Source organism: Nitrospirillum iridis (genome assembly GCF_014205765.1).
Classification (GTDB): Bacteria; Pseudomonadota; Alphaproteobacteria; order Azospirillales; family Azospirillaceae; genus Nitrospirillum; species Nitrospirillum iridis.
Genome location: NZ_JACIIZ010000008.1, coordinates 263,511 through 282,634, shown reverse-complemented (window position 1 = coordinate 282,634; position 19,124 = coordinate 263,511). Strand labels below are relative to the sequence as shown.

The following is a 19,124-nucleotide window of genomic DNA, read 5'->3' as shown; positions in this document are numbered from 1 at the left end:
GGCCTTCCCCTCTGTTCTCTGCCATCGTGGCCCGGCGACAATAGCAGCGCCATGCGGCACCGCCATGACATGTCTCAAGCTTTCCTTGAAGGTAGCCGTATCGGGCCCCCGCACCAAGGCCGGCGCGGCATTCCTTGCGGGCAAATGAAAAGGGCGGCACCCGATGGCGCCGCCCCTTCCCGATCCACAGATGTCCGATCCACAGATGAAGGACTGGGATCAGTCCTTCTGGGCGTTGTAACGCTCCATGGCCTGGCTGATCATCTTGGCGGCCTCGTCGGCGTCGCCCCAGCGGACGATGCGCACCCACTTGCCCTTTTCCAGATCCTTGTAGTGCTCGAAGAAGTGGGCGATCTGCTCCACCAGGATCTCCGGCAGGTCCTTGTAGCTGCTGACGTTGGTGTAGAAGCTGTGCAGCTTGTCCACCGGCACGGCCAGGATCTTCTCATCCATGCCGGCCTCGTCCTCCATCAGCAGCACGCCGATGGGGCGGGACCGCAGCACCACGCCCGGCACGACCGGGGTGTTGCTGACCACCAGCACGTCGGCCGGGTCGCCGTCACCCGACAGGGTGTGGGGCACGAAGCCGTAGTTGGCCGGGTAGTACATGGCGGTGTGCAGGAAACGGTCGACGTAGATGGCGCCCGAGTCCTTGTCCACCTCGTACTTCACCGGCTGACCGCCCTGCGGGATCTCGATGACGACGTTGATGTCCCACGGGGCGTTCTTGCCGACCGGGATCTTGCTCATGTCCATGGAAGTTGCCTTTGCGTCACGACAGACGGTTGAAAGGGGGCGGGCGCTGGACGCGCCCGGCGCGGCGCAGTCTATGCGAGTGCACCTGCGAAAAAAAGCGGACAAAGAAGGGTGGCTCCCGGTGGGGACCCATGCGGGAATGCCCACCCGGAACCGTCCCACCCCGGCAACCGGGCGTTGCTCAGACGCCGGCGACCAGCTGGCGCAGGTCCGCCTGTGACCGCGCGCCGTAATGGCTGATGATTTCCGCCGCGCACAGGGCGCCCATCCGGCCGCAGGCCGCCATGTCGCGGCCGCGGGTGTAGCCGTGCAGGAAGCCTGAGGCGAACAGGTCGCCGGCGCCGGTGGTGTCCACCACCTTGGCCACCGGGGCGGCCGGAACGGTCACCACCTGATCGGGGGTGACGATGACGGCGCCCTTCTCGCTGCGGGTCAGCGCCGCCACGGCCACCTGGCCGCGCACGGCCTCGACCGCCTGGTCGAAATCGGTGCCGTACAGGGCGGTGATCTCCGCCTCGTTGGCGAACAGCACGTCGACATGGCCGGCCACCAGGTCGCGGAAGCTATCCAGGTGGCGGTTCACGCAGAAGGCGTCCGACAGGGACAGCGACACCTGACGCCCGGCGCCGTGGGCCACGCTGGCCGCCTTCAGGAAGGCCTCCTTGGCGGCGGGCGGGTCCCACAGGTACCCTTCCATGTAGGTGACCTGGGCGGAGGCGATCAGCGCCTCGTCGATGTCGGCCGGCGTCAGGCGGACGGCGGCGCCCAGATAGGTGTTCATGGTGCGTGCGGCGTCCGGCGTCACCAGGATCAGGCAGCGGCCGGTGGGCGTGCCATCGGCCAGGTCGGTGGTGACGAAGCGCGAGCCCACGGCCTCGATGTCGTGGCGGTAGACATGGCCCAGCTGGTCATTGGCGACCTTGCCGATGAAGGCGCCCTTGCCGCCCAGCATGGCGATGCCGGCCATGGTGTTGCCGGCCGATCCACCGGACATTTCCATGCCCTGGCCCATCTTGGCGTACAGCGCCTCGGCCTCGGTGGTGTCGATCAACCGCATGCTGTTCTTGTCCAGGCGGTTATCCGCCAGGAAGGCGTCGTTCGTCTGGGTAATCACGTCGACGATCGCGTTGCCGATCCCCACCACATCCAATTCAGCCGCCACTTAAATCCTCCGGATCGGCAAAAAAACTGGGCGCAGTATAGAGATGGGGGCGCTTGCGGCAAGCGCGGGGGCGTATTACCTAGGATATTGATGATCCGCGCCCTGTTCCGCACCCTGGCCCAGGCTTTCGACCCCGCGCTTCTGCGGGTGATGGCGCGTTCCTTCCTGTTGACCCTGATCTCGTTCGTGGCGCTGGGTATCGCGGTGTCCTGGGGGTTGGACCGTCTGCATCCCACCGGCAATGCCTGGATCGACCCCCTGATCACGGTGGCGGGCGGGCTCGGCGTCGTGGCGCTGGCCTGGTACTTCTTCCTGGTCGTCGTGGCGGCCGTGGCCGGACTGCTGCTGGAGCCGGTGGCCCGCACCGTTGAACGACGGTGGTACCCCAGCCTGCCGCCGCCGCGCGACGCGGGCGTGGTGGAGGAGACGGCGATCGCCCTGCGATTCCTTGTGCTGCTGGTCCTCGTCAACGTGGCCGTGCTGCCGTTGTGGCTTTTGCCGCCGGTGGGTGCCGTGGCGTATCCCCTGGCCAACGGGTTTCTCCTGGGGCGGCAGTATTTCGACCAGGTGGCGATGCGGCGGCTGCCCCCGGATCAGGCCCGCCTACTCCGTCTGCGATATAGGGGGCGAATTTTTTTCGCGGGCCTCATTATTGCCTTTATTTCCTTGCTGCCTGTTGTGAATCTGTTCGCGCCGGTTCTGGCGACGGCCTTCATGCTCCACCTGTTCGGCGGTTTTGTGCCGGCGGATGGGGCCGGAATGCCTCCGCCGGGTGCAGCCCGAGCGAACCCATAAAAACACGACCCTTCACGACCGGCCTTACCCCTGAACGGGACAAGGCGGGCCGCGCGACACAAAGATTTTGGGGACAACGCCGATGTTCCGACGCAACCGACCGAACCTGGGCCCCGTTGGCGGCGACCCGGCCAAGCCGGCCGACCTTCGCACGCCCGTTCCGGTGGCTGAGCCCACGCCCCCGGCAGCGGAACCCTCAGACGTGACCGTGGCCAGCAAAGGGCCATCAGACAAGGGGATCGACATGCAGTTCAAGACGCCGACGCCAGGGACCTCGCCGACGCCGGGTCAGCCTTCGCTGGGCCTGACGCCCGGCGGCGGCCTGGTCAGCGGCAGCGCCGGCCCGATGCCGGCCACGCCCGCGATCCCGGGGGCTCCCTCCCCCGGCGGCGGTTTTCGTAGTGACATTCCGCGCCGCGTCGTGGAAATTCCCGGCACGCCCCCGCGGCGCGTCGCTCCCACCGGTACTGAAGGAAATGCCCCCTTGCCTACCAACGACATGCGCAAACTGATCGTCGGCCGTGAGATTTCCCTGTCCGGTGAAATCGCCGCTTGCGACATCCTGGTGGTGGAAGGCACGGTCGAGGCCAAGCTGCGCGAGGGCCGCGCCATCGAGGTGACGGACAGCGGCCTGTTCAAGGGCTCGGTCGAGATCGATGAGGCCGACATCGGCGGTCGTTTCGAAGGCGATATCTCTGTTCGCGGCACGCTGCGCGTCCGCGCCACCGGTCGCATCCAGGGCAACATCCGCTATGGGGTGCTGGAGGTCGAACAGGGTGGTTTGCTGGTCGGCACCATCGAGACCCTGGGCGGCGACTCCCGCGCCCGTCCGCTCAAGGAAGTCGACGGCGTCGTGGCCGCCGGCACGCAAGAGTAACCTTAGGTCCAGAATATCGGTTTCAACGGGCCGGCCCCTAAAATGGCTGGCCCGTTTCGTTAGGGAAACGATCCGGGTCCCTCAGGCCGTCAGCACCGTCTTGGCCTCGTAGGCGCACAAATCGATGACGCCACAGACGGCGCAGTCGGGTTTGCGCGCCTTGCAGACGTAGCGGCCGTGCAGGATCAGCCAATGATGGGCGTGCAGGCGATAGGCCTTGGGCACCACCTTCAGCAGCTTCTCCTCCACCGCCTCCACCGTTTTGCCCGGCGCCAGGCCGGTGCGGTTGGACACGCGGAAGATATGGGTGTCCACGGCGATGGTCGGTTCCCCGAACGCCACGTTCAGCACCACATTGGCGGTCTTGCGCCCCACCCCCGGCAGCTCTTCAAGGTCTTCGCGTTTGCGCGGCACCTGGCCACCATGCTTCTGCAGCAGGATTTCCGACAGGCGGATGACGTTGGCTGCCTTGGTTTTATAGAGGCCGATGGTCTTCACATGGTCGCGCACCGTGGCCTCGCCCAAGGCCACCATGGCGGCCGGGTTGTCGGCGATCTTGAACAGGGCCTTGGTCGCCTTGTTCACCCCCACGTCCGTCGCCTGCGCCGACAGCACCACCGCCACCAGCAGGGTGTAGGGGTTGACGTACTCCAGTTCCGTCTTGGGCTCCGGATCCCGCTCCGCCAGCCGGCGGAAGAATTCCTCGATGGTCGCGCGTTTCATGGTTGCGGCCTCAAACGCCGGCGGGGCATCCGCCCCTTGGCTTGTCCTCACGTTTCAGTCCGCTGACGCTCCCCGAAACGCTCCGGCGGCCCCGGTCGGGGCCTAGGTTTATGGGTGCCCGGTTGCGGTGGGCCGGCAAATCTACGGGTGGTGGCGTCGTTTGATCAAGCGGGGCCTTCCCAGGCCGGTTGACCATGGAAGGCGGCGGCCAGGAAGTCGATCAGGGCGCGCACCTTGGCGCTGACGTGGCGGCGGCTGGGATAGACGGCCAGGATGTCGATGTCGGGGATGCGGTATTCCGGCAGCACCGGCACCAGGCGGCCGGCGCGCAGGTCCTGGCCGATCAGGAAGGTGGGCTGCCAGATGATGCCCTCCCCCGCCAGGGCCGCCGCGCGGGCGGTGTCGCCGTTGTTGGTCACCAGGCGGACGGGGATGCGCACGGTGATGGGCTTGCCTTCGGGATCCAGGAGCACCCAGTCCTCCGGCACGCCGGTGTAGCTGTAGGCGACGCGCGCATGGTCGGCCAGATCGTCGGGCGTCTGGGGCACGCCCCGGCGGGCCAGGTAGCCGGGGGCGGCGCACAGCACGTTGCGCGAGGTCGCCAGCTTGCGCGCGGCATAGGTGGGCGACCCGCCCCGGGAAATGCGGATGCCCAGGTCGAAGCCCTCCTCCACCAAATCCACCACCCGGTCCGTCAGGGCGACGTCCAGCATCACGTCCGGGTATTGGGCCATGAAGCGCGGCCACAGGGGGGCCAGATGCAGGATGCCGAAACTCAAGGGCGCGTTCACCCGCAGCCGTCCCCTGGGTTTCAGGGCGGTGGCCGACGCCACGGCCTCGGCCTCCGCCACCTCCTCCAGGATCGTCTGCGCCCGTTCGTACAGCGCTTCCCCCGCCTCGGTCAGCGACAGGCGGCGTGAGGTGCGGTTCAGCAGGCGGCTGCCAAGGTGGGATTCCAGCTCGCTGACATACCGGGTGACGTTGGCGGGGGAGGTGTTGAGCGCGTCCGCCGCCTTGGCGAAGCCGCCCTTCGCCACCACGGTGGCGAACACCTCGAACGCGCGCAGCCTGTCCATGGGTTGGTCTTTCAACATTCAGGAAAGATGAATGAATAAGCCATTTCCACCCCATCGATGCAAGGGCGCGTGAAAGGTAACGTCCTGCTTGTGACCGGCGCATCGGGCGCCGGACCCAGGCAAGGACAGGAGATCCACATGGCTCGTTTGCAGGACAAGGTCGCCCTCATCACCGGCGCCAGCGCGGGTATCGGCCGCGCCACCGCCACGCTGTTCGCGGCGGAGGGCGCCAAGGTGGTGGTGGGCGCGCGGCGCCAGGCGGAACTGGACAGCCTGGTGGCCGAGATCACCGCCGCCGGCGGCCAGGCGGTGGCGTTGGCCGGCGACGTCCGGCATGAGGACTACAACCAGGCCCTGGTGGCTTTGGCGGTGGAACGCTTCGGCCGGCTGGATGTCGCCTTCAACAACGCCGGCACGCTGGGCGAGGCGGGCCCCACCACGGGCGTGTCCGAGGCCGGGTGGGCCGACACCCTGGCCATCAACCTCACCGGTTCCTTCCTGGGCGCCAAGCACCAGATCGCGCAGATGCTGAAGAATGGCGGCGGCTCGGTCATCTTCACCTCCACCTTCGTCGGCCATACCTTCGCCTTCCCCGGCATGGCCGCCTATGCCGCCAGCAAGTCCGGGCTGATCGGCCTGACCCAGGCGCTGGCGGCGGAGTTCGGCCCGGCGGGGGTGCGGGTCAACGCCATCCTGCCTGGTGCCGTCGAGACCGATATGTACCGTGCCGCCAACGACACGGCGGAGAAGCGCGACTGGGTGAACAACGCCCACGCCCTGCGCCGTGCCGGCCAGCCGGATGAATTGGCCCGCTCCGTCCTCTACCTGGCTTCCGACGACAGCTCCTTCGTCACCGGTACGGCCCAGTTGGTGGATGGGGGCATTTCCATCACGCGCACCTAAGCCCGCAGGGCATGGCGCCAGCCCCAGTCCCTACAGAGGGCGGCCTTTACCCCAGGGATGGGCCGCCCTACTGTTTTGTCCATGATCGATGATCAGACCAAACTGGATCAGACCCTGCTCAGCGTCATCCTGCGGCCCCACCGCAGCCTGTCGCGGCGGGGTTTCCGCATCCTGATGGGCGTGATGGCGGTGGTCAGCAGTGTCGTGGGGCTGGTCTTCTTCCTGCGCGGCGCCTGGCCCGTCATCGGCTTTTGCGGTGTGGACGTGCTGGTGGTCTATCTGTTCTTCCGCGCCAGCTATCGCTCGGCCCGCCTCTATGAACGGGTGGAACTGACCGACCAGGCCCTGACGGTGGAGCGGGTGGAACCCCGCCATCCCCCGCGCACCTGGTCCTTCATGCCCTATTGGCTGCGGGTCCACATGGACGTTCCCGCCCGGCACGACAGCCAGGTCGTGCTGTCCAGTCATGGCAAGCGCCTGGTGGTGGGCGCCTTCCTGCCCATGGAGGAACGGGTCCAGGTGGCCCATGCGCTGAGCACGGCGCTGGCCCGGCATCGGGACAGGCGTTTCTAGCTGCCTTCCGCCAGCATGGTTTCCAGCCAGCGCAACGCCGGTGATCGTTCGCCCAGGCGCTGGCGCTCGGTACGGGCGATGGCCGCGAACAGGCGGCGCTTCAGGCCGGGGCCGTTCACGCCCGGTGGATGGCCGGCGGCGTCCAGCACCAAATCCACCAGCCGGTCGGCGGCGTGCAGGCGGCCCATCAGGTAATCGCTCTCGCGGTGGGCGCGGCTGAAGAAGGCGCCGAAATGGTTGATCTCCCGCCCCTTGAGCGGGATGGCGCCGCCCATGGCCTGGCAGAAGCGGGCGTCGTCCGGACTGATGCGGTCCACCCGCACCTCCTCCAGATCATCCAGCTCGCGCCAGCCGCTGATGGAAAAGGTCAACACGTCCCAAAAGGCGAAGCCGACATAGGCGACGAACAGTTCCCGCCGCGCCGCCACGCCCAGCATGTTCAACCCCATCAGGGCGAAGATCTCGTCCACCTGCTGGTTGATGGCGTTCAGGTCGATGCGCCGCGCCAGGTCCCACATCACCTGGTCAACGGCGCGTGTGTCGGGCATGCGGCCCATGGCCAGGGGCTCGACGAAGGGCACGGCCAGGGACTCGCGTTCCTCGGCGCTGAGGAACGCGCCGGTCTCATAGACGCGCAGCCGTTCCAGGCAGTCGTACAAATTGGCCTTTATGTCATCCAGGTCGCGGGCGGTGACGTCGGCGAACTCCGCCTCGTCCAGCCGGGCATAGAGCTCGTTCAGGGCGCGGATGACGAAGCGCAGGCGCCGCCCGCGGAAGCCCACGTCGAAGGCCAGCAGGAAGCGCACCCAGGCGGGCGCATCCCCGCCGGGTCCGTCATCGCCCTTGCGCTCCAGGCTCCAGGTCGTCACCTGGTCGGGTGTGATGCCGGTGGCGTGCGCCCAGGTGTGCAGGGCGTCGGTCGCCTGGCGGGCGGCCGCCGTGCCCGGTTGATAGCCGCAGCCCACCGCCACCAGCTGGCCCATGGCATCCAGGACGGAGGTCAGCTTCAGGCGCACATAGGCCTCATAGGCGAAGCCGGCCTCCTTCGCGGCCCGGCCGTTGGCGACCTCCCGCCAATCGTGGATCTGGGCGTAGGTCAGCTCTGGCGGCGGTTCGCCCCCCACCACCTCATGCACCAGCTGGGTGATGCCGGGGCGCGCCGCGTCGATGACGGAGCGCAGCTGGCGCACCCGCGCGTTGTTGCGGTCGATGGACACCAGTTCATCGCGCACCGGCTCATTGCGCGGGATGTCGGACAGGGCGCCTTTCAACGTGCGGAAAAAGCCCGGCGTTTCGGCCCTGGCCACCCGCTTCAGGTGGGCGGGGTCCGGATCGATGTAGATCAGCCGGCGGTCGACCTCGCGATAGGCCGGGCGGCCGGAAATGGCGCGCAGGGCCTCCGCGAAGGGCTTGTTGTTCAGCACGCTACCGTCGATGAAGTTGATGCGCGCGGGGTCCATGCCGGCGGCGACATAGCGGCGGAAATTGCGCTTCAGGAAGCGTTCCCGGTCCGGCCATGCCTCGCCCCGCCGGGCCAGCAGGCCGTCCAGCGCCCGCAGGTGCGCGGGCGCGAAGGCGCCGGGGAAGGAGGAGGTGGCGCGGGCGGCGAACACCAGGCCGGGCACCGACCCCTCGCCGAAGTCGCTGTCCACCCGGCCCCCCGGCCAGCGGCGATAGTGGAACTGCAGCACATGGCGATGCTCCCGCTCCTCCACCGCCGGTGGGTCGTGGGCGGGGATGCGCTGCAGGAAGCCGTGGAAGTCGGTGACGGTGACGAACAGCGACAGGGACTGTCCCGCCGGCAGCAGCGAGGCGTAGGGGCTGACCGGGCGGCCCATGCGGGCGCTGGCGTCCAGCAGCATCTCCATCAGGCGTCCGCCGTCGAACGGCGGCTTGAACCAGCGCGAGCGTACGAACATCGACAGCTTCCAGCGCATCTCGTCGTCCGGCGCCAGGCGCATCAGCCGCCCCAGGCCATAGGCCAGGAAGGGCTTCAGGAACCACTTGCTCCACTTCGTCGCCCGGCCATCCTCCACCATCAGGTTGGTGACGTCCGCCCCCTCCAGCCACAGCTCGGTCAGGGCGTCCAGGTCCAGGTCATGGGCCAGGGCGCGGCCCAGCAGCACGCCATTGATGCCACCGGCGGACGAACCGGCGATGACGTCGATGATGATGCGCAGGTCGATATGGGCGCCCACCTCCTGCAACAGGGCGACATAGACTTCCTCGGTATCCGTCGCCTGGACCTCGCCCTCCCCGTTCAGCTGGGCGCCGCTGCTGTAGCCGATGCGCCGGGCCAGGTCGTCCTGCAGGGCCTGATAGCTGCCGTGGTTGCGCAGGCCGGGGTCGTGGGTGCCGTGATAGACGCGCGACGCGCGGGCCAGCTTCAGCAGTTCCTTGGTGACGCCGTGCATGTAGACGGCCAGCGACACCCCGCCGTAGCAGACGAGCGCCATGCGCAGTTCTTTTTCTTTCACGGCATGGCACCCGTGGGCGGTGGTTGCTCCCGCCCCCGACTGTCGCGCCGGGGCGGGCGGGGGTCAATTAAGTCTTTGAAGGGTTTCCTTACAGCCCCAGCACGTCGCGCATGCTGTACAGGCCGGGCTCCTTGGCGCCCGCCCAGATCGCCGCGCGCACCGCGCCCCGGGCGAAGATGGCGCGGCTGCCGGCCTTGTGGGTCAGCTCGATCCGCTCCCCCTCGGCGGCGAAGATGACGGTGTGGTCGCCCACCACGTCGCCGCCGCGCAAGGTGGCGAAACCGATGTGCCCGGCCTCGCGCGCGCCGGTATGGCCGTCGCGCACCCGGTCCGACACCGCGGCCAGGTCGACGTCGCGGCCGGCGGCGGCGGCCCGGCCCAGGCCCAGCGCCGTGCCCGAGGGGGCGTCCACCTTGTGGCGGTGATGCATCTCCACGATCTCGATGTCCCAGACGTCGGGCCCCAGGGTGCGGGCCACGTCTTCCACCAGGGCCAGCAGCAGGTTCACGCCCAGGCTCATGTTGGGCGCCTGGACCAGCGCGGCGGTCTTGGCGGCGGTGTCGATGGCGCCCTGCTGGTCCACCGTCAGGCCGGTGGTGCCCACCACCAGGGCCGTGCCATGGCGGGCGGCGAGGTCGGCGTGCGCGGCCGTGCCGGCGGGGGTGGTGAAGTCGATGACGGCGTCGCTGGCGGCGAACAGCGCCTCGGCATCGCTGGTGGACAGGATGCCGGCGGGTTCCAGCCCGGCCAGGGTGCCCAGATCCTTGCCCAGGTCGGGATTGCCGGGGCGCATGGTGCCCCCCGACAGCGTGGCGCCGGCGGTGCCCAGCACTTCCCGCATCAGCATGCGGCCCATTCGGCCGCCGCAGCCCACGATCCCGATCCGCATGATTCGCCCTCACCAGTCATCTTGTGGGGGCGGTCTTAACACAGCTGATCGGCCGAGACAGCCTGTTACCCGCCCAGACAGGTGGCCAGCGCATGGGCGTTGGCGCGCATCAAGGTGGCGTAAAGCTCGGGGCCCGGGGGCAGCAGCGCCCCCTCGGGGTCCAGCACGCCGCGCTTGGCCCGGGTCCCCTCCACCAGGGTGCCGATCAGCGCCGTCTCGAACTGCGGTTCGGCGAAGACGCAGGTGGCACCGGATGCCTGGATGCGGGCGCGCAGCTGGCTGAGGCGGGCGGCACCCGGCCGCACCTCCGGGTTCAAGGTGATGGCGCCGACGCCATCCAGGCGATAGCGCGCCTCCAGGTAATGGAAGGCGTCGTGGAAGACGACGAAGGGCTTGGCCCCGACGGGGGCCAGGATGGCGCCGATTTCGGCGTCCAGGGCGTCCAGGGCGCGCAGCAGCCCCGCCAGGTTGTCGCGGTAGCGGCCGGCGTTGGCGGGATCCCGCTGGATCAGGGCATCGGCCATGGCGCGGGCCATGGCCTTGGCGTTGGTGGGGTCCAGCCAGGCATGGCCGTCGATCTGGTTGTCGGCGGCGGGTGAGCCCGTCACGGCCGGCACCAGGTGGGCGTGGTCGTCGCCTTCCATCCAGGCGCCGGCGGTGCGCAGGGCCAGCGGGTGCAGGCCGGGCGCCTCGATCAGGGTGACGATCTGGGCGCCCCGGGCCAGGCTGGCCAGCGGCTTCACCAGGAAGGGTTCCAGCGTCGGGCCCATCCAGAAGACGATGTCGGCCTGGGACAGGGCGGCGGCGTCCGACGGCTTCAGGCTGAAACTGTGCGGGCTGGCCGTGCCGTCGACCAGCAGGCGCGGCTGCCCGACTCCCTGCATCAAGGTTGCCGCCAACGAATGCACCGGCTTCACGCTGGCTACCACATGGGGCGCGTCCGCCCGCGACGGGACGGTGAACGCCAGCCACAGCAAGGCGATCAGGGACGGGAGGCGGAAGGGGGACATGGGGGTACCAGTCGGTCATGAGGCGCCGGGGGAACGGCGGTCCCGGCATGCAATGTTATACTATAACATTTGTCAAGTCGGTTGGGATGCCGTAAAGCCGGGGGGTACGCATACCCGCACCGCAGGCCGCGATGGGCCTCCGCGCGGGATCCCTTGCCAGGAATGGTCCATGCCGTCCGACCAACAGCACCCACAGATGTCGCCCGACGCCCTGCTTATCAAGACCGCCAGCCTGACGGTGCGGTTCGGACGGCGCGCCGTGCTGCAGGCGGTGGACCTGACGGTGTCCGCCGGCGAGGTGGTGACCCTGGTGGGGCCCAATGGCGCCGGCAAGTCCACCCTGCTGCGCAGCGTGCTGGGCCTGCAGCGCCCAACGGACGGCATGGTCTGGCGCAAACCAGGTTTGCGCATCGGCTACATGCCCCAACGCCTGGCGGTCGACGGCACCCTGCCCCTGACGGTGCGGCGCCTGCTGTCCCTGTGGGGGCCGGTGACGTCGGAGGCGGTGGCGGAGACCTTGGGCGAGGTGGGGGCGGCGGGCCTGGCCGACAGTCCGGTGCAATCCCTGTCGGGGGGCGAGTTGCAGCGGGTGATGCTGGCCCGGGCGTTGCTGCGCCGGCCGGACCTGCTGGTCCTGGACGAACCGGCGCAGGCCGTGGACGTGGCGGGCCAGGCCACCCTGTACGCGCTGATCGACGCCATCCGCCGCCGCCACGGCTGCGGCGTGCTCATGGTCAGCCATGATCTCAGCTACGCCATCAACGGCACCGACCGGCTGGTCTGCCTGAATGGCCATGTCTGTTGCGCCGGACGGCCGGAGGATGTGCGCGGCCATCCCGATTTCCAGGCCCTGTTCGGCATCGACCCGCTGGCCATGCCCGCCTGGCTGCTGGCCGCCGGACCGCACAGCCACGGCGACACGTCCGCCCCCGGCGGCCAGCACCTCCACGCGCAGGGTCACGCCGGCCCCGCCGTCAAGGACACCCCCACCCATGGATGACTTCCTGTTGCGCGCGCTGGCCGGCGGCATCGGCGTGGCCTTGGTGGCCGGCCCCCTGGGCTGCTTCGTCGTTTGGCGGCGCATGGCCTATTTCGGCGACACCTTGTCCCACGCGGCCTTGCTGGGCATCGCGCTGGGCTTCGTCGCCGGCATCAACCTGATGCTGGCGGTGGCGCTGGTGGGGTTGGCGCTGGCCGGCGTGCTGGTGCTGATGCAGCGCCAACGCAAGCTGGCGACCGACACCCTGCTGGGCCTGCTCAGCCATACCACCCTCAGCCTGGGGTTGATCGCCGTCGCCCTGCTGCAGACGGTGCGGGTTGACCTCATGTCCTATCTGTTCGGTGACATCCTGTCCGTCAGCGATGGCGACCTCGCCTGGATCTGGGGCGGGGGGGCCGTGGTGCTGGCGGCCTTGGCCTGGCTGTGGCGGCCCCTGCTGGCCATGACGGTGAACGAGGATCTGGCCCGGGTGGAGGGCGTGCCCGTGCTGGCGACCCAGCTGGCCTTCATGATGCTGATGGCCGCCACCATCGCGCTGGCGATGAAGGTGGTGGGCGTGCTGCTGATCACGGCCCTGCTGATCATCCCGGCGGCCTGCGCGCGCCGATTCGCCCGCACCCCTGAAATCATGGCCGTCATGGCGGCCGTTGTCGGGGCGCTATCGGTCTGTGGCGGCCTTGGCGCGTCCTTCCGCGCCGATTTGCCGGCGGGGCCGGCGGTGGTGGTTGCTGCGGCCGCGTTGTTCCTGCTGTCGCAGATTTTTCCCCGGCGCGAGGCGCGTTGACGCCCGTATCGACATTAATTCGGGGTGATGGCGAGCCCCATCGATTTCGCGTCCGCACACCGTTTTAGCTAATTTTTAATCATAATTTTCCTACCGCGACCGCGTCATTTCGGTCACTATCTGATTAACAGAGCGTGAACCGGCACCCACCCTGCGTGGGGCAGACATGACGATGGAGCATGGTTTGGATCGGTTCTCCCACGCCGGCATGAAGGCCGGCCCCGTGCAGGCTCCCGCCGGCTCTATGAGCCAAGGCTTCGTGGCCGGGGATCTGCGACGCGACACCGACAATTCGGCCGCCAGCCGGGTGGCGCGCCTGGCTTGGTTCGAGTTGGCAGCAGCCGCCACCCGACGATCGCTCGCCCAGGACCAGGCCGTCGCCCTCGGCTTGTCCGAAGCGGATGTGATCGATTTGGGTGCGAATCCGCCGCGGACCGCGTCCCGGTAAGGGACGCGGTGGGAAGGCGGTGGCGCCGGGTCAGGAGCCTGGGGCGCCCGGGGTGCCGGTGACGAAGCTGGTCGGGGCGGGGTCCACCACCGTGACGCCCATCTTGCCGACCTCCAGCACCGACAGGCCCCGCTCCACCTGGCCCGTGGGCAGCAGGCGGAAGACGCCGTCGATACCGGCGAAGCCATTGGCGTCGGTCAGGTTTTCCCGAACATAGCTTTTGTGCCCCTTGGCCAGCACGGCGGCCAGCGCGGTGGCGTCATAGGCCAGCGTCGCCAGGCGCGGCGGCCGCTGGCCGTACACGTCGTTGAACCGCTTCTCGAAACCCTGGCGCGCCTCTGGTGCCGCGCTGGCGTACCAGCCGCCCACCAGGGAAGGCTCGCGCCCGATGCCGGGCTCATCCCACTGGCCGGTGCCCAGGAAGCGCACCGGGCCGGGATCGATGTCGAAGAACGGCAGCAGGGGCGCCACCTCCTTCAAGCGCTGGCCGCCCTCGGCGATCAGGATGGCCTGGAAGGGCAGTTCCTCCACCGCCGGCGGGGTCCGGCCGTCCTTGGCCGCCGCCGCCGCTTCCCGCGCCGCCGCGGCCTGGGCGTGGCGCTGGTCGAAGTTGGACAAGCGCTTGATGGTGTCGCTGACATCCCTCTGCGTCGGCTGATACCGCGCAACGCGGGTGACGTCGGCGCCGGCCTTGCCGGCGGCGTCGCGCATGGCCTGTTCCACCATGTCACCGTTGCCGCCAACCGGGGCCAGCAGCGCCAGATGCGTCAGGCCCCGGCTGGCGGCATAGCTGACCACCCGGGCCACCTGGTCCTGCGGCTGGAAGCCCATGACCCAGGTGCCGCCGGTGGGGGCGTGCGTATCGGCCACGCTGGCGTCGTTGGAAAAGCTCAAAACCGGCACGGCGCCCGCCACCGGCGCCACCGCCTTGGCGTCCACGCCGTAGACCGGGCCGATCAGCAGGGTGGCGCCGGCGGCCAGCGCGTCCCGCGCCGCCGCCACCGACCCCTCGGGCGTGCTCTTGGTGTCGCGGATCAACAGCTGGAAATGGCTGTCGGCGGTGTCGAACAGGGCCATCTGGGCCGCCTGCTGCATGGCTTCACCCAGGCTGGCGGCCTTGCCGGTGAGGGGCAGCAGCAACGCCACCCGAACCGCCTCGCCCTCGGGCACCGGCGCCGGCGCGGCCGTCGGTGCCGGGGTCGTCTCCGGCTGGGCCTGGGCGGCCTGCTGGGCGGCCTGCGGGGGGGCCTTGTCGGGCGCGGCCTGTTGCGGCGCTTGCGCCTGCGGCCGCGGCACCGCTACCGTAGGCTGGCTGGCGCAACCCGCCAACAGCAGGGGCACCGCCAGTAGCGCCGCCGCGGACTTGGCCGCCGTGGTTCTGGCCACCCTGGTTTTGGCTGCCATCCCGGCATACTTCATCGCGAAACCCACCCGTTGATCCCATGAAACCGCAGCATCCGCCTGTCGACGATGTCGATGCCGGCGACGCCCTTGACGACACGCGAGACGGCGCCCCGTTCGAGGAGGACGCCGTGGAAGACGGGGCAGAGCCTAGCGGCAGCGTCGCCTTGCGTAAACCGCCGCCTGGATTGCATGTCGTCGCCACCCCCATCGGCAATGCCGGCGACATCACCCTGCGGGCGCTGGAAACCCTGAAGGGCGTGGACGCCATCGCCTGCGAGGACACGCGGGTGACGTCCAAGCTGATGGCCCGCTACCAGGTGCGCAAGCCGCTGCTGGCCTATCACGAGCACAACGCCGCCCGCATGCGGCCGCAGTTGCTGGCCCGCATGGCGGCGGGGGAGGCCATCGCCCTGGTGTCGGACGCCGGCACGCCCCTGATCTCCGACCCCGGCTACAAGCTGGTGCGCGAGGCGCGGGAGCAAGGGCTGCACGTCACCCACCTGCCGGGCGCCAGCGCCACCCTGACGGCCCTGGTGCTGGCGGGCCTGCCCTCCGACCGTTTCCTGTTCGCGGGCTTCCTGCCGTCCAGGACGGGTCCGCGCCGCGCGGCGCTGGAGGAACTGGCGCCGGTGCGCGCCACCCTGGTGCTGTTCGAGTCGGCCCAGCGCCTGGCCGACCTGCTGGCCGACGCCGCCCAGGTGCTGGGCGGGCGCGAGGTGGCGGTGGCGCGCGAGCTGACCAAGCTGTTCGAGGAGGTGCGGCGCGGCACCCTGGCCGACCTCGCCGCCCATTACGCGGAGGCTGGCCCGCCCCGGGGCGAGGTGGTGGTGGTCGTCGGCCCGCCGATGGAGGGGAACGAGGAGGCGGTGGACATCGACGGGCTGCTGCGCGCCGCCATGCGCACCCTCAGCGTCCGCGACGCCGCCGCGACCGTGGCGGAGGCCAGCGGCGCCCCGCGCAAGCAGATTTACCAGCGGGCCCTGGAACTATCGAAAGAGGGCGTGGGGGCGAAAGAGGGCGTGGGGGAGGATGACGCGGGCTGACCAGCTGGCGCGAAAGGCGCTGAAGGGCAGGTCGGGTGAACGCCTGGGCCGCTGGGCCGAGGCCTGGTGCCGCCTGGCCCTGCGCCTCAAGGGGTATCGCGTGCTGGCCAGCCGCTGCCGAACCCCGGCCGGGGAGATCGACATCGTGGCCGCCCGGGGCGATTTGCTGGCCATCGTCGAGGTCAAGGCCCGGCCGACGGAACTGGCCGGCCATCTGGCGGTCAGTCCTGGCCAATGGCGGCGACTGGAGCGGGCCGCCGGCCTCTACGTCGCCGCGCGTCCCCGCCTGGCCCGGCACGCCATCCGCTTCGACCTGATGATCGTCCGCCCGCGCCGCTGGCCCCAGCACCTGCCGGACGCCTGGCGCGCGCGATGAGCGCCCTGGCGTGCGCGGTCGAAAAGGTGACGGCTCCGCCGGCTTTGGTGGTCGACACCCGCCCCGGCGATGCGCTATCTCCCCAAAACCCGTTGCCGGAGGGAGCGTCCAGTCCGTGACCAGCCAGGCCCCCCAGAATCGTAGCCGCCCGGGCAGAAGCCAGGCCCAGGCCCGCGCGCTGCTGCGCGCCGTGGGCCAGATGCCGGACGACCATATAGACTTGGCGGAAGCGGCGCTGGCGCTGGCGGCCGTGTCCGGGGCGGAAGGGCGGCTGTCCCCGTATCGCCGGCACCTGGCCAGCATCGCCGCCGCCGTGGCCAAGCGGGTGGCCAAGGCGGAGGCCGATGGTGCTGAACCGGACGCGCTGACGCTGGAGGATTGCCTGGCCGCCCTGCGCACCACCCTGGTCGACAGCATGGGCTACGAGGGCGACAGCGCCACCTATGAGGATCCGCAGAACGCCAACCTGGCGCGGGTGATCGACCGGCGCCGGGGCCTGCCGGTGGCACTGGGCATCCTCTACATCCATGCCGCCCGCGCCCAGGGCTGGGACATGGTGGGCCTGAATTTCCCCGGCCATTTCCTCGTCCGCCTGGATCATCGCGGGGAGCGGGCCATCATCGACCCCTTCGGCGGCGGGCGGGCCCTAAGCGTGGTCGACCTGCGCGACCTGATCAAGCAGACCTCCGGTGCCGCCGCCGAACTGGAGCCCGACCACTACGCCCCGGTGGGCAACCGCGACGTCCTGCTGCGCCTGCACAACAATGTGAAGCTGCTGCACATGCGGGGCGACCGGCCCGATCTGGCGGCCGAGGCGGTGGAGGCCATGCTGTTGATGGCGCCGGGCCAGGTGTCGCTGTGGCGCGAGTGCGGCTTGTTGCAGGCCCAGCTCGGGCATATCTCTAGGGCCATCGCGGCGTTCGAGATCTTCATGGATTTGGGAAGCCGGGCCGGCACCTCGGCCCAGCTGTTGGACCAGGCGGCGACCCTGGTCCAACATTTGCGCAATCGCCTGAACTAGGCTTACAGCACCGCCGGCGCGGCCGGGGTGGGGGAGATGAGAATGAGCCTGTCCGTTGCCATTCAGATGGACCCGATGCACTCCATCAACATCGACACCGACAGCACCTTCATGATGGCGCTGGAGGCGCAACGGCGGGGGCACACCCTCTACCACTACCTGCCGCAGGACATGGCCTTCCGCCACAATCGGCTGGTGGCGACCGCCCGGCCGCTGGAGGTGCGGCGCGAACGGGGCAACCACCACACCTTCGGGGCGGCGGAGACGCTGGACCTGGCGGGCGTGGACGTGGTGCTGATGCGCCAGGACCCGCCCTTCGACATGGCCTACATCACCGCCACCCACCTGCTGGAACATGTCCATCCCAGGACGCTGGTGGTGAACGACCCGGCCTCCGTCCGCAACGCGCCGGAAAAGCTGTTCGTCACCCATTTCCCCGACCTGATGCCGCCGACGCTGATCACCAGCGCCAAGGACGAGGTGCTGGCCTTCCGCCGGGAATACAAGGACATCATCGTGAAGCCGCTGTTCGGCAACGGCGGGTCCGGCGTCTTCCACGTGAAGCCGGATGACGAGAATTTGGGCGCGCTGCTGGAGACCTTCACCCAGCTCTACCGCGAGCCCATCATCGTGCAAAAGTACCTGCCGGAAATCCGCCAGGGCGACAAGCGCATCCTGCTGGTGGATGGCGAGCCGGTGGGCGCCGTCAGCCGCCTGCCCCAGGAGGGCGAGGCCCGCGCCAACTTCCATGCCGGTGGCAGTGCGGCCAAGACCGACCTGACCCAGCGCGAGCGCGAGATCTGCGCCACCATCGGCGGGGTCCTGCGCGACAAGGGCCTGGTGTTCGTGGGCATCGACGTCATCGGCGACTACCTGACTGAAATCAACGTCACCAGCCCCACCGGCATCCAGGAGATCAACCGCCTGAACGGCTGCGCCATCGAATCCACCCTGTGGGACGCCATCGAGCGGCGGCACGCCGCGTCACGTCACGGCTAGCGGCGGTACGCCGCGTCACGGTGATGCCAGCGGCGGCACGCCGCGTCGCGTCAAGGCCAGCGGTGGTGCCGGGACCGGGACCGTTGGAAACAGGTCACACCGGTCCCCTTTTCTCACCCTGTCCAAATGATTTGGTGGGGTTTCCCGGATGCGGGGGCGCCTGGGCCATGATACGCTTCATGATACTTGCATGAACCAGAGGGCGCCGACGCAGGCGGCGCCTGGTCGATGAGGCGGTCGATGGCTGGCGCGGACGGTAATGGCAGGGAGGATGGCCCCAAGCGGGGACCCAGGGTCCCCGGCGGGTCGCCGGGCGGCAACGTTGCCAATGCTGAGCGGTTGCGCCGACAGGGCGATCGCATCCGTGAGATCGAACGCCTGATGTGGGGTGCCCGCGCCTTCGCCGGGGAACAGGATCCGGACGCTCCGCAAGACTGAGCGCCGCCCCGTTCCTGTTGCGTCTTCCTCCTACTTCCCGAAACGGACGGCGTGGCGCCAACGGCGGTTGGCGCGCGTGGCCTCGCGGCGTTCCGGCAGACAGGCCAGCACGGCGCGGCGCTGGTCCGCCGCCATGCCACCCCAATGGGTGATTTCTTCCAGCGTGCGCAGGCAGCCGGCGCACAGGCCTGTTCGCGCGTCCACGCGGCAGACCCGGGTACAGGGGCTGGCGACGTGGTCGTCGGGATCGGGACGGGGCGTATCGGTCACGGGGATGGCACGGGGTGCGGTTGGCGGGCACCCAGATATAACGCGCCTCCCCGCCCGCTGTCCCTATTGCCGCGTCCGGCCGCCCTCTGGCTCCTCCATC

General features: G+C 69.4%; 21 protein-coding genes. 12 read left to right on the top strand and 9 right to left on the bottom strand.

From position 1 onward, the window contains the following. Positions 1 to 219 precede the first annotated feature (219 nt). Together ppa and FHS74_RS16090 are read right to left on the bottom strand one after the other, a co-directional pair. Complete coding sequence (ppa, locus tag FHS74_RS16095; RefSeq protein WP_184802313.1) at positions 220 to 756, bottom strand: inorganic diphosphatase; 537 nt, start codon at positions 754 to 756, stop codon at positions 220 to 222. Between the two features lie 181 nt (positions 757 to 937). After that, positions 938 to 1,918 carry a PfkB family carbohydrate kinase gene (locus FHS74_RS16090; RefSeq protein ID WP_184802311.1) on the bottom strand — a complete coding sequence of 327 codons (981 nt, stop codon included), beginning with the start codon at positions 1,916 to 1,918 and terminating at the stop codon, positions 938 to 940. A gap of 90 nt (positions 1,919 to 2,008) precedes the next feature. Between FHS74_RS16090 and FHS74_RS16085 the strand changes: the two genes are divergently transcribed. Together FHS74_RS16085 and FHS74_RS16080 are read left to right on the top strand one after the other, a co-directional pair. After that, positions 2,009 to 2,713 (top strand): EI24 domain-containing protein, encoded by a 705-nt coding sequence (locus tag FHS74_RS16085; protein WP_184802309.1) that lies wholly within the window; start codon positions 2,009 to 2,011, stop codon positions 2,711 to 2,713. An 82-nt stretch (positions 2,714 to 2,795) separates the two neighbouring features. Beyond that, on the top strand, positions 2,796 to 3,590 hold the full coding sequence (locus FHS74_RS16080) for a bactofilin family protein (protein WP_246463165.1): 795 nt from the start codon (positions 2,796 to 2,798) through the stop codon (positions 3,588 to 3,590). Positions 3,591 to 3,671: 81 nt separating this feature from the next. Here FHS74_RS16080 and nth read toward each other — a convergent pair whose 3' ends face one another. Further along, positions 3,672 to 4,313: an endonuclease III gene (gene nth / locus FHS74_RS16075; protein WP_184802307.1), complete on the bottom strand. Its 642-nt coding sequence runs from the start codon at positions 4,311 to 4,313 to the stop codon at positions 3,672 to 3,674. A 164-nt stretch (positions 4,314 to 4,477) separates the two neighbouring features. Further along, positions 4,478 to 5,389, bottom strand: a complete 912-nt coding sequence (locus tag FHS74_RS16070) for a LysR family transcriptional regulator (protein WP_184802305.1) — start codon at positions 5,387 to 5,389, stop codon at positions 4,478 to 4,480. A gap of 138 nt (positions 5,390 to 5,527) precedes the next feature. Between FHS74_RS16070 and FHS74_RS16065 the strand changes: the two genes are divergently transcribed. Together FHS74_RS16065 and FHS74_RS16060 are read left to right on the top strand one after the other, a co-directional pair. Beyond that, positions 5,528 to 6,292, top strand: a complete 765-nt coding sequence (locus FHS74_RS16065) for an SDR family oxidoreductase (RefSeq protein WP_184802303.1) — start codon at positions 5,528 to 5,530, stop codon at positions 6,290 to 6,292. Positions 6,293 to 6,373: 81 nt separating this feature from the next. Next, the gene (locus FHS74_RS16060; protein WP_184802301.1) at positions 6,374 to 6,865 is read left to right on the top strand and encodes a DUF2244 domain-containing protein; all 492 of its coding nucleotides are present in this window, start codon (positions 6,374 to 6,376) and stop codon (positions 6,863 to 6,865) included. Here FHS74_RS16060 and FHS74_RS16055 read toward each other — a convergent pair. From FHS74_RS16055 to FHS74_RS16045, 3 genes are all read right to left on the bottom strand, one after another. Further along, entirely contained in the window at positions 6,862 to 9,342 is a 2,481-nt protein-coding gene (locus FHS74_RS16055; RefSeq protein WP_343066928.1) for a patatin-like protein, read from the bottom strand. The two genes, FHS74_RS16060 and FHS74_RS16055, sit on opposite strands and share 4 nt — an antisense overlap. 88 nt (positions 9,343 to 9,430) lie before the next feature. Next, the gene (gene dapB, locus FHS74_RS16050; RefSeq protein ID WP_184802298.1) at positions 9,431 to 10,231 is read right to left on the bottom strand and encodes a 4-hydroxy-tetrahydrodipicolinate reductase; all 801 of its coding nucleotides are present in this window, start codon (positions 10,229 to 10,231) and stop codon (positions 9,431 to 9,433) included. 65 nt (positions 10,232 to 10,296) lie between these two features. Continuing rightward, positions 10,297 to 11,241 carry a zinc ABC transporter substrate-binding protein gene (locus tag FHS74_RS16045; protein WP_184802296.1) on the bottom strand — a complete coding sequence of 315 codons (945 nt, stop codon included), beginning with the start codon at positions 11,239 to 11,241 and terminating at the stop codon, positions 10,297 to 10,299. 169 nt (positions 11,242 to 11,410) lie between these two features. On the opposite strand from FHS74_RS16045, the gene FHS74_RS16040 reads away from it, so the two are divergent. The 3 genes from FHS74_RS16040 (at position 11,411) to FHS74_RS16030 (ending at position 13,473) form a co-directional block, all read left to right on the top strand. Further along, the gene (locus tag FHS74_RS16040; protein WP_211106332.1) at positions 11,411 to 12,241 is read left to right on the top strand and encodes an ATP-binding cassette domain-containing protein; all 831 of its coding nucleotides are present in this window, start codon (positions 11,411 to 11,413) and stop codon (positions 12,239 to 12,241) included. Further along, the gene (gene znuB / locus FHS74_RS16035; RefSeq protein WP_184802294.1) at positions 12,234 to 13,025 is read left to right on the top strand and encodes a zinc ABC transporter permease subunit ZnuB; all 792 of its coding nucleotides are present in this window, start codon (positions 12,234 to 12,236) and stop codon (positions 13,023 to 13,025) included. The genes FHS74_RS16040 and znuB overlap by 8 nt, the downstream gene beginning before the upstream one ends. Before the next feature lie 166 nt (positions 13,026 to 13,191). Next, the gene (locus FHS74_RS16030; RefSeq protein WP_184802293.1) at positions 13,192 to 13,473 is read left to right on the top strand and encodes a hypothetical protein; all 282 of its coding nucleotides are present in this window, start codon (positions 13,192 to 13,194) and stop codon (positions 13,471 to 13,473) included. A gap of 30 nt (positions 13,474 to 13,503) precedes the next feature. Here the strand turns inward: FHS74_RS16030 and FHS74_RS16025 are convergent, their stop codons facing one another. Then, entirely contained in the window at positions 13,504 to 14,877 is a 1,374-nt protein-coding gene (locus FHS74_RS16025; protein ID WP_184802291.1) for a penicillin-binding protein activator, read from the bottom strand. A gap of 38 nt (positions 14,878 to 14,915) precedes the next feature. On the opposite strand from FHS74_RS16025, the gene rsmI reads away from it, so the two are divergent. From rsmI to FHS74_RS16000, 5 genes are all read left to right on the top strand, one after another. After that, on the top strand, positions 14,916 to 15,920 hold the full coding sequence (rsmI, locus tag FHS74_RS16020; protein WP_184802289.1) for a 16S rRNA (cytidine(1402)-2'-O)-methyltransferase: 1,005 nt from the start codon (positions 14,916 to 14,918) through the stop codon (positions 15,918 to 15,920). Continuing rightward, positions 15,907 to 16,296, top strand: coding sequence for a YraN family protein (locus tag FHS74_RS16015; protein ID WP_184802287.1), 390 nt, complete (start codon positions 15,907 to 15,909; stop codon positions 16,294 to 16,296). Before rsmI ends, FHS74_RS16015 begins: the two co-directional genes overlap by 14 nt. Positions 16,297 to 16,411: 115 nt before the next feature. Then, positions 16,412 to 17,317 carry a SirB1 family protein gene (locus FHS74_RS16010; RefSeq protein ID WP_343066927.1) on the top strand — a complete coding sequence of 302 codons (906 nt, stop codon included), beginning with the start codon at positions 16,412 to 16,414 and terminating at the stop codon, positions 17,315 to 17,317. 42 nt (positions 17,318 to 17,359) lie between these two features. Further along, on the top strand, positions 17,360 to 18,316 hold the full coding sequence (gene gshB / locus FHS74_RS16005) for a glutathione synthase (RefSeq protein WP_184802284.1): 957 nt from the start codon (positions 17,360 to 17,362) through the stop codon (positions 18,314 to 18,316). Between the two features lie 240 nt (positions 18,317 to 18,556). After that, on the top strand, positions 18,557 to 18,754 hold the full coding sequence (locus FHS74_RS16000) for a hypothetical protein (RefSeq protein ID WP_184802282.1): 198 nt from the start codon (positions 18,557 to 18,559) through the stop codon (positions 18,752 to 18,754). 30 nt (positions 18,755 to 18,784) lie between these two features. Here FHS74_RS16000 and FHS74_RS30490 read toward each other — a convergent pair whose 3' ends face one another. Further along, the gene (locus tag FHS74_RS30490; protein WP_184802280.1) at positions 18,785 to 19,024 is read right to left on the bottom strand and encodes a DUF1289 domain-containing protein; all 240 of its coding nucleotides are present in this window, start codon (positions 19,022 to 19,024) and stop codon (positions 18,785 to 18,787) included. Positions 19,025 to 19,124 lie beyond the last annotated feature (100 nt).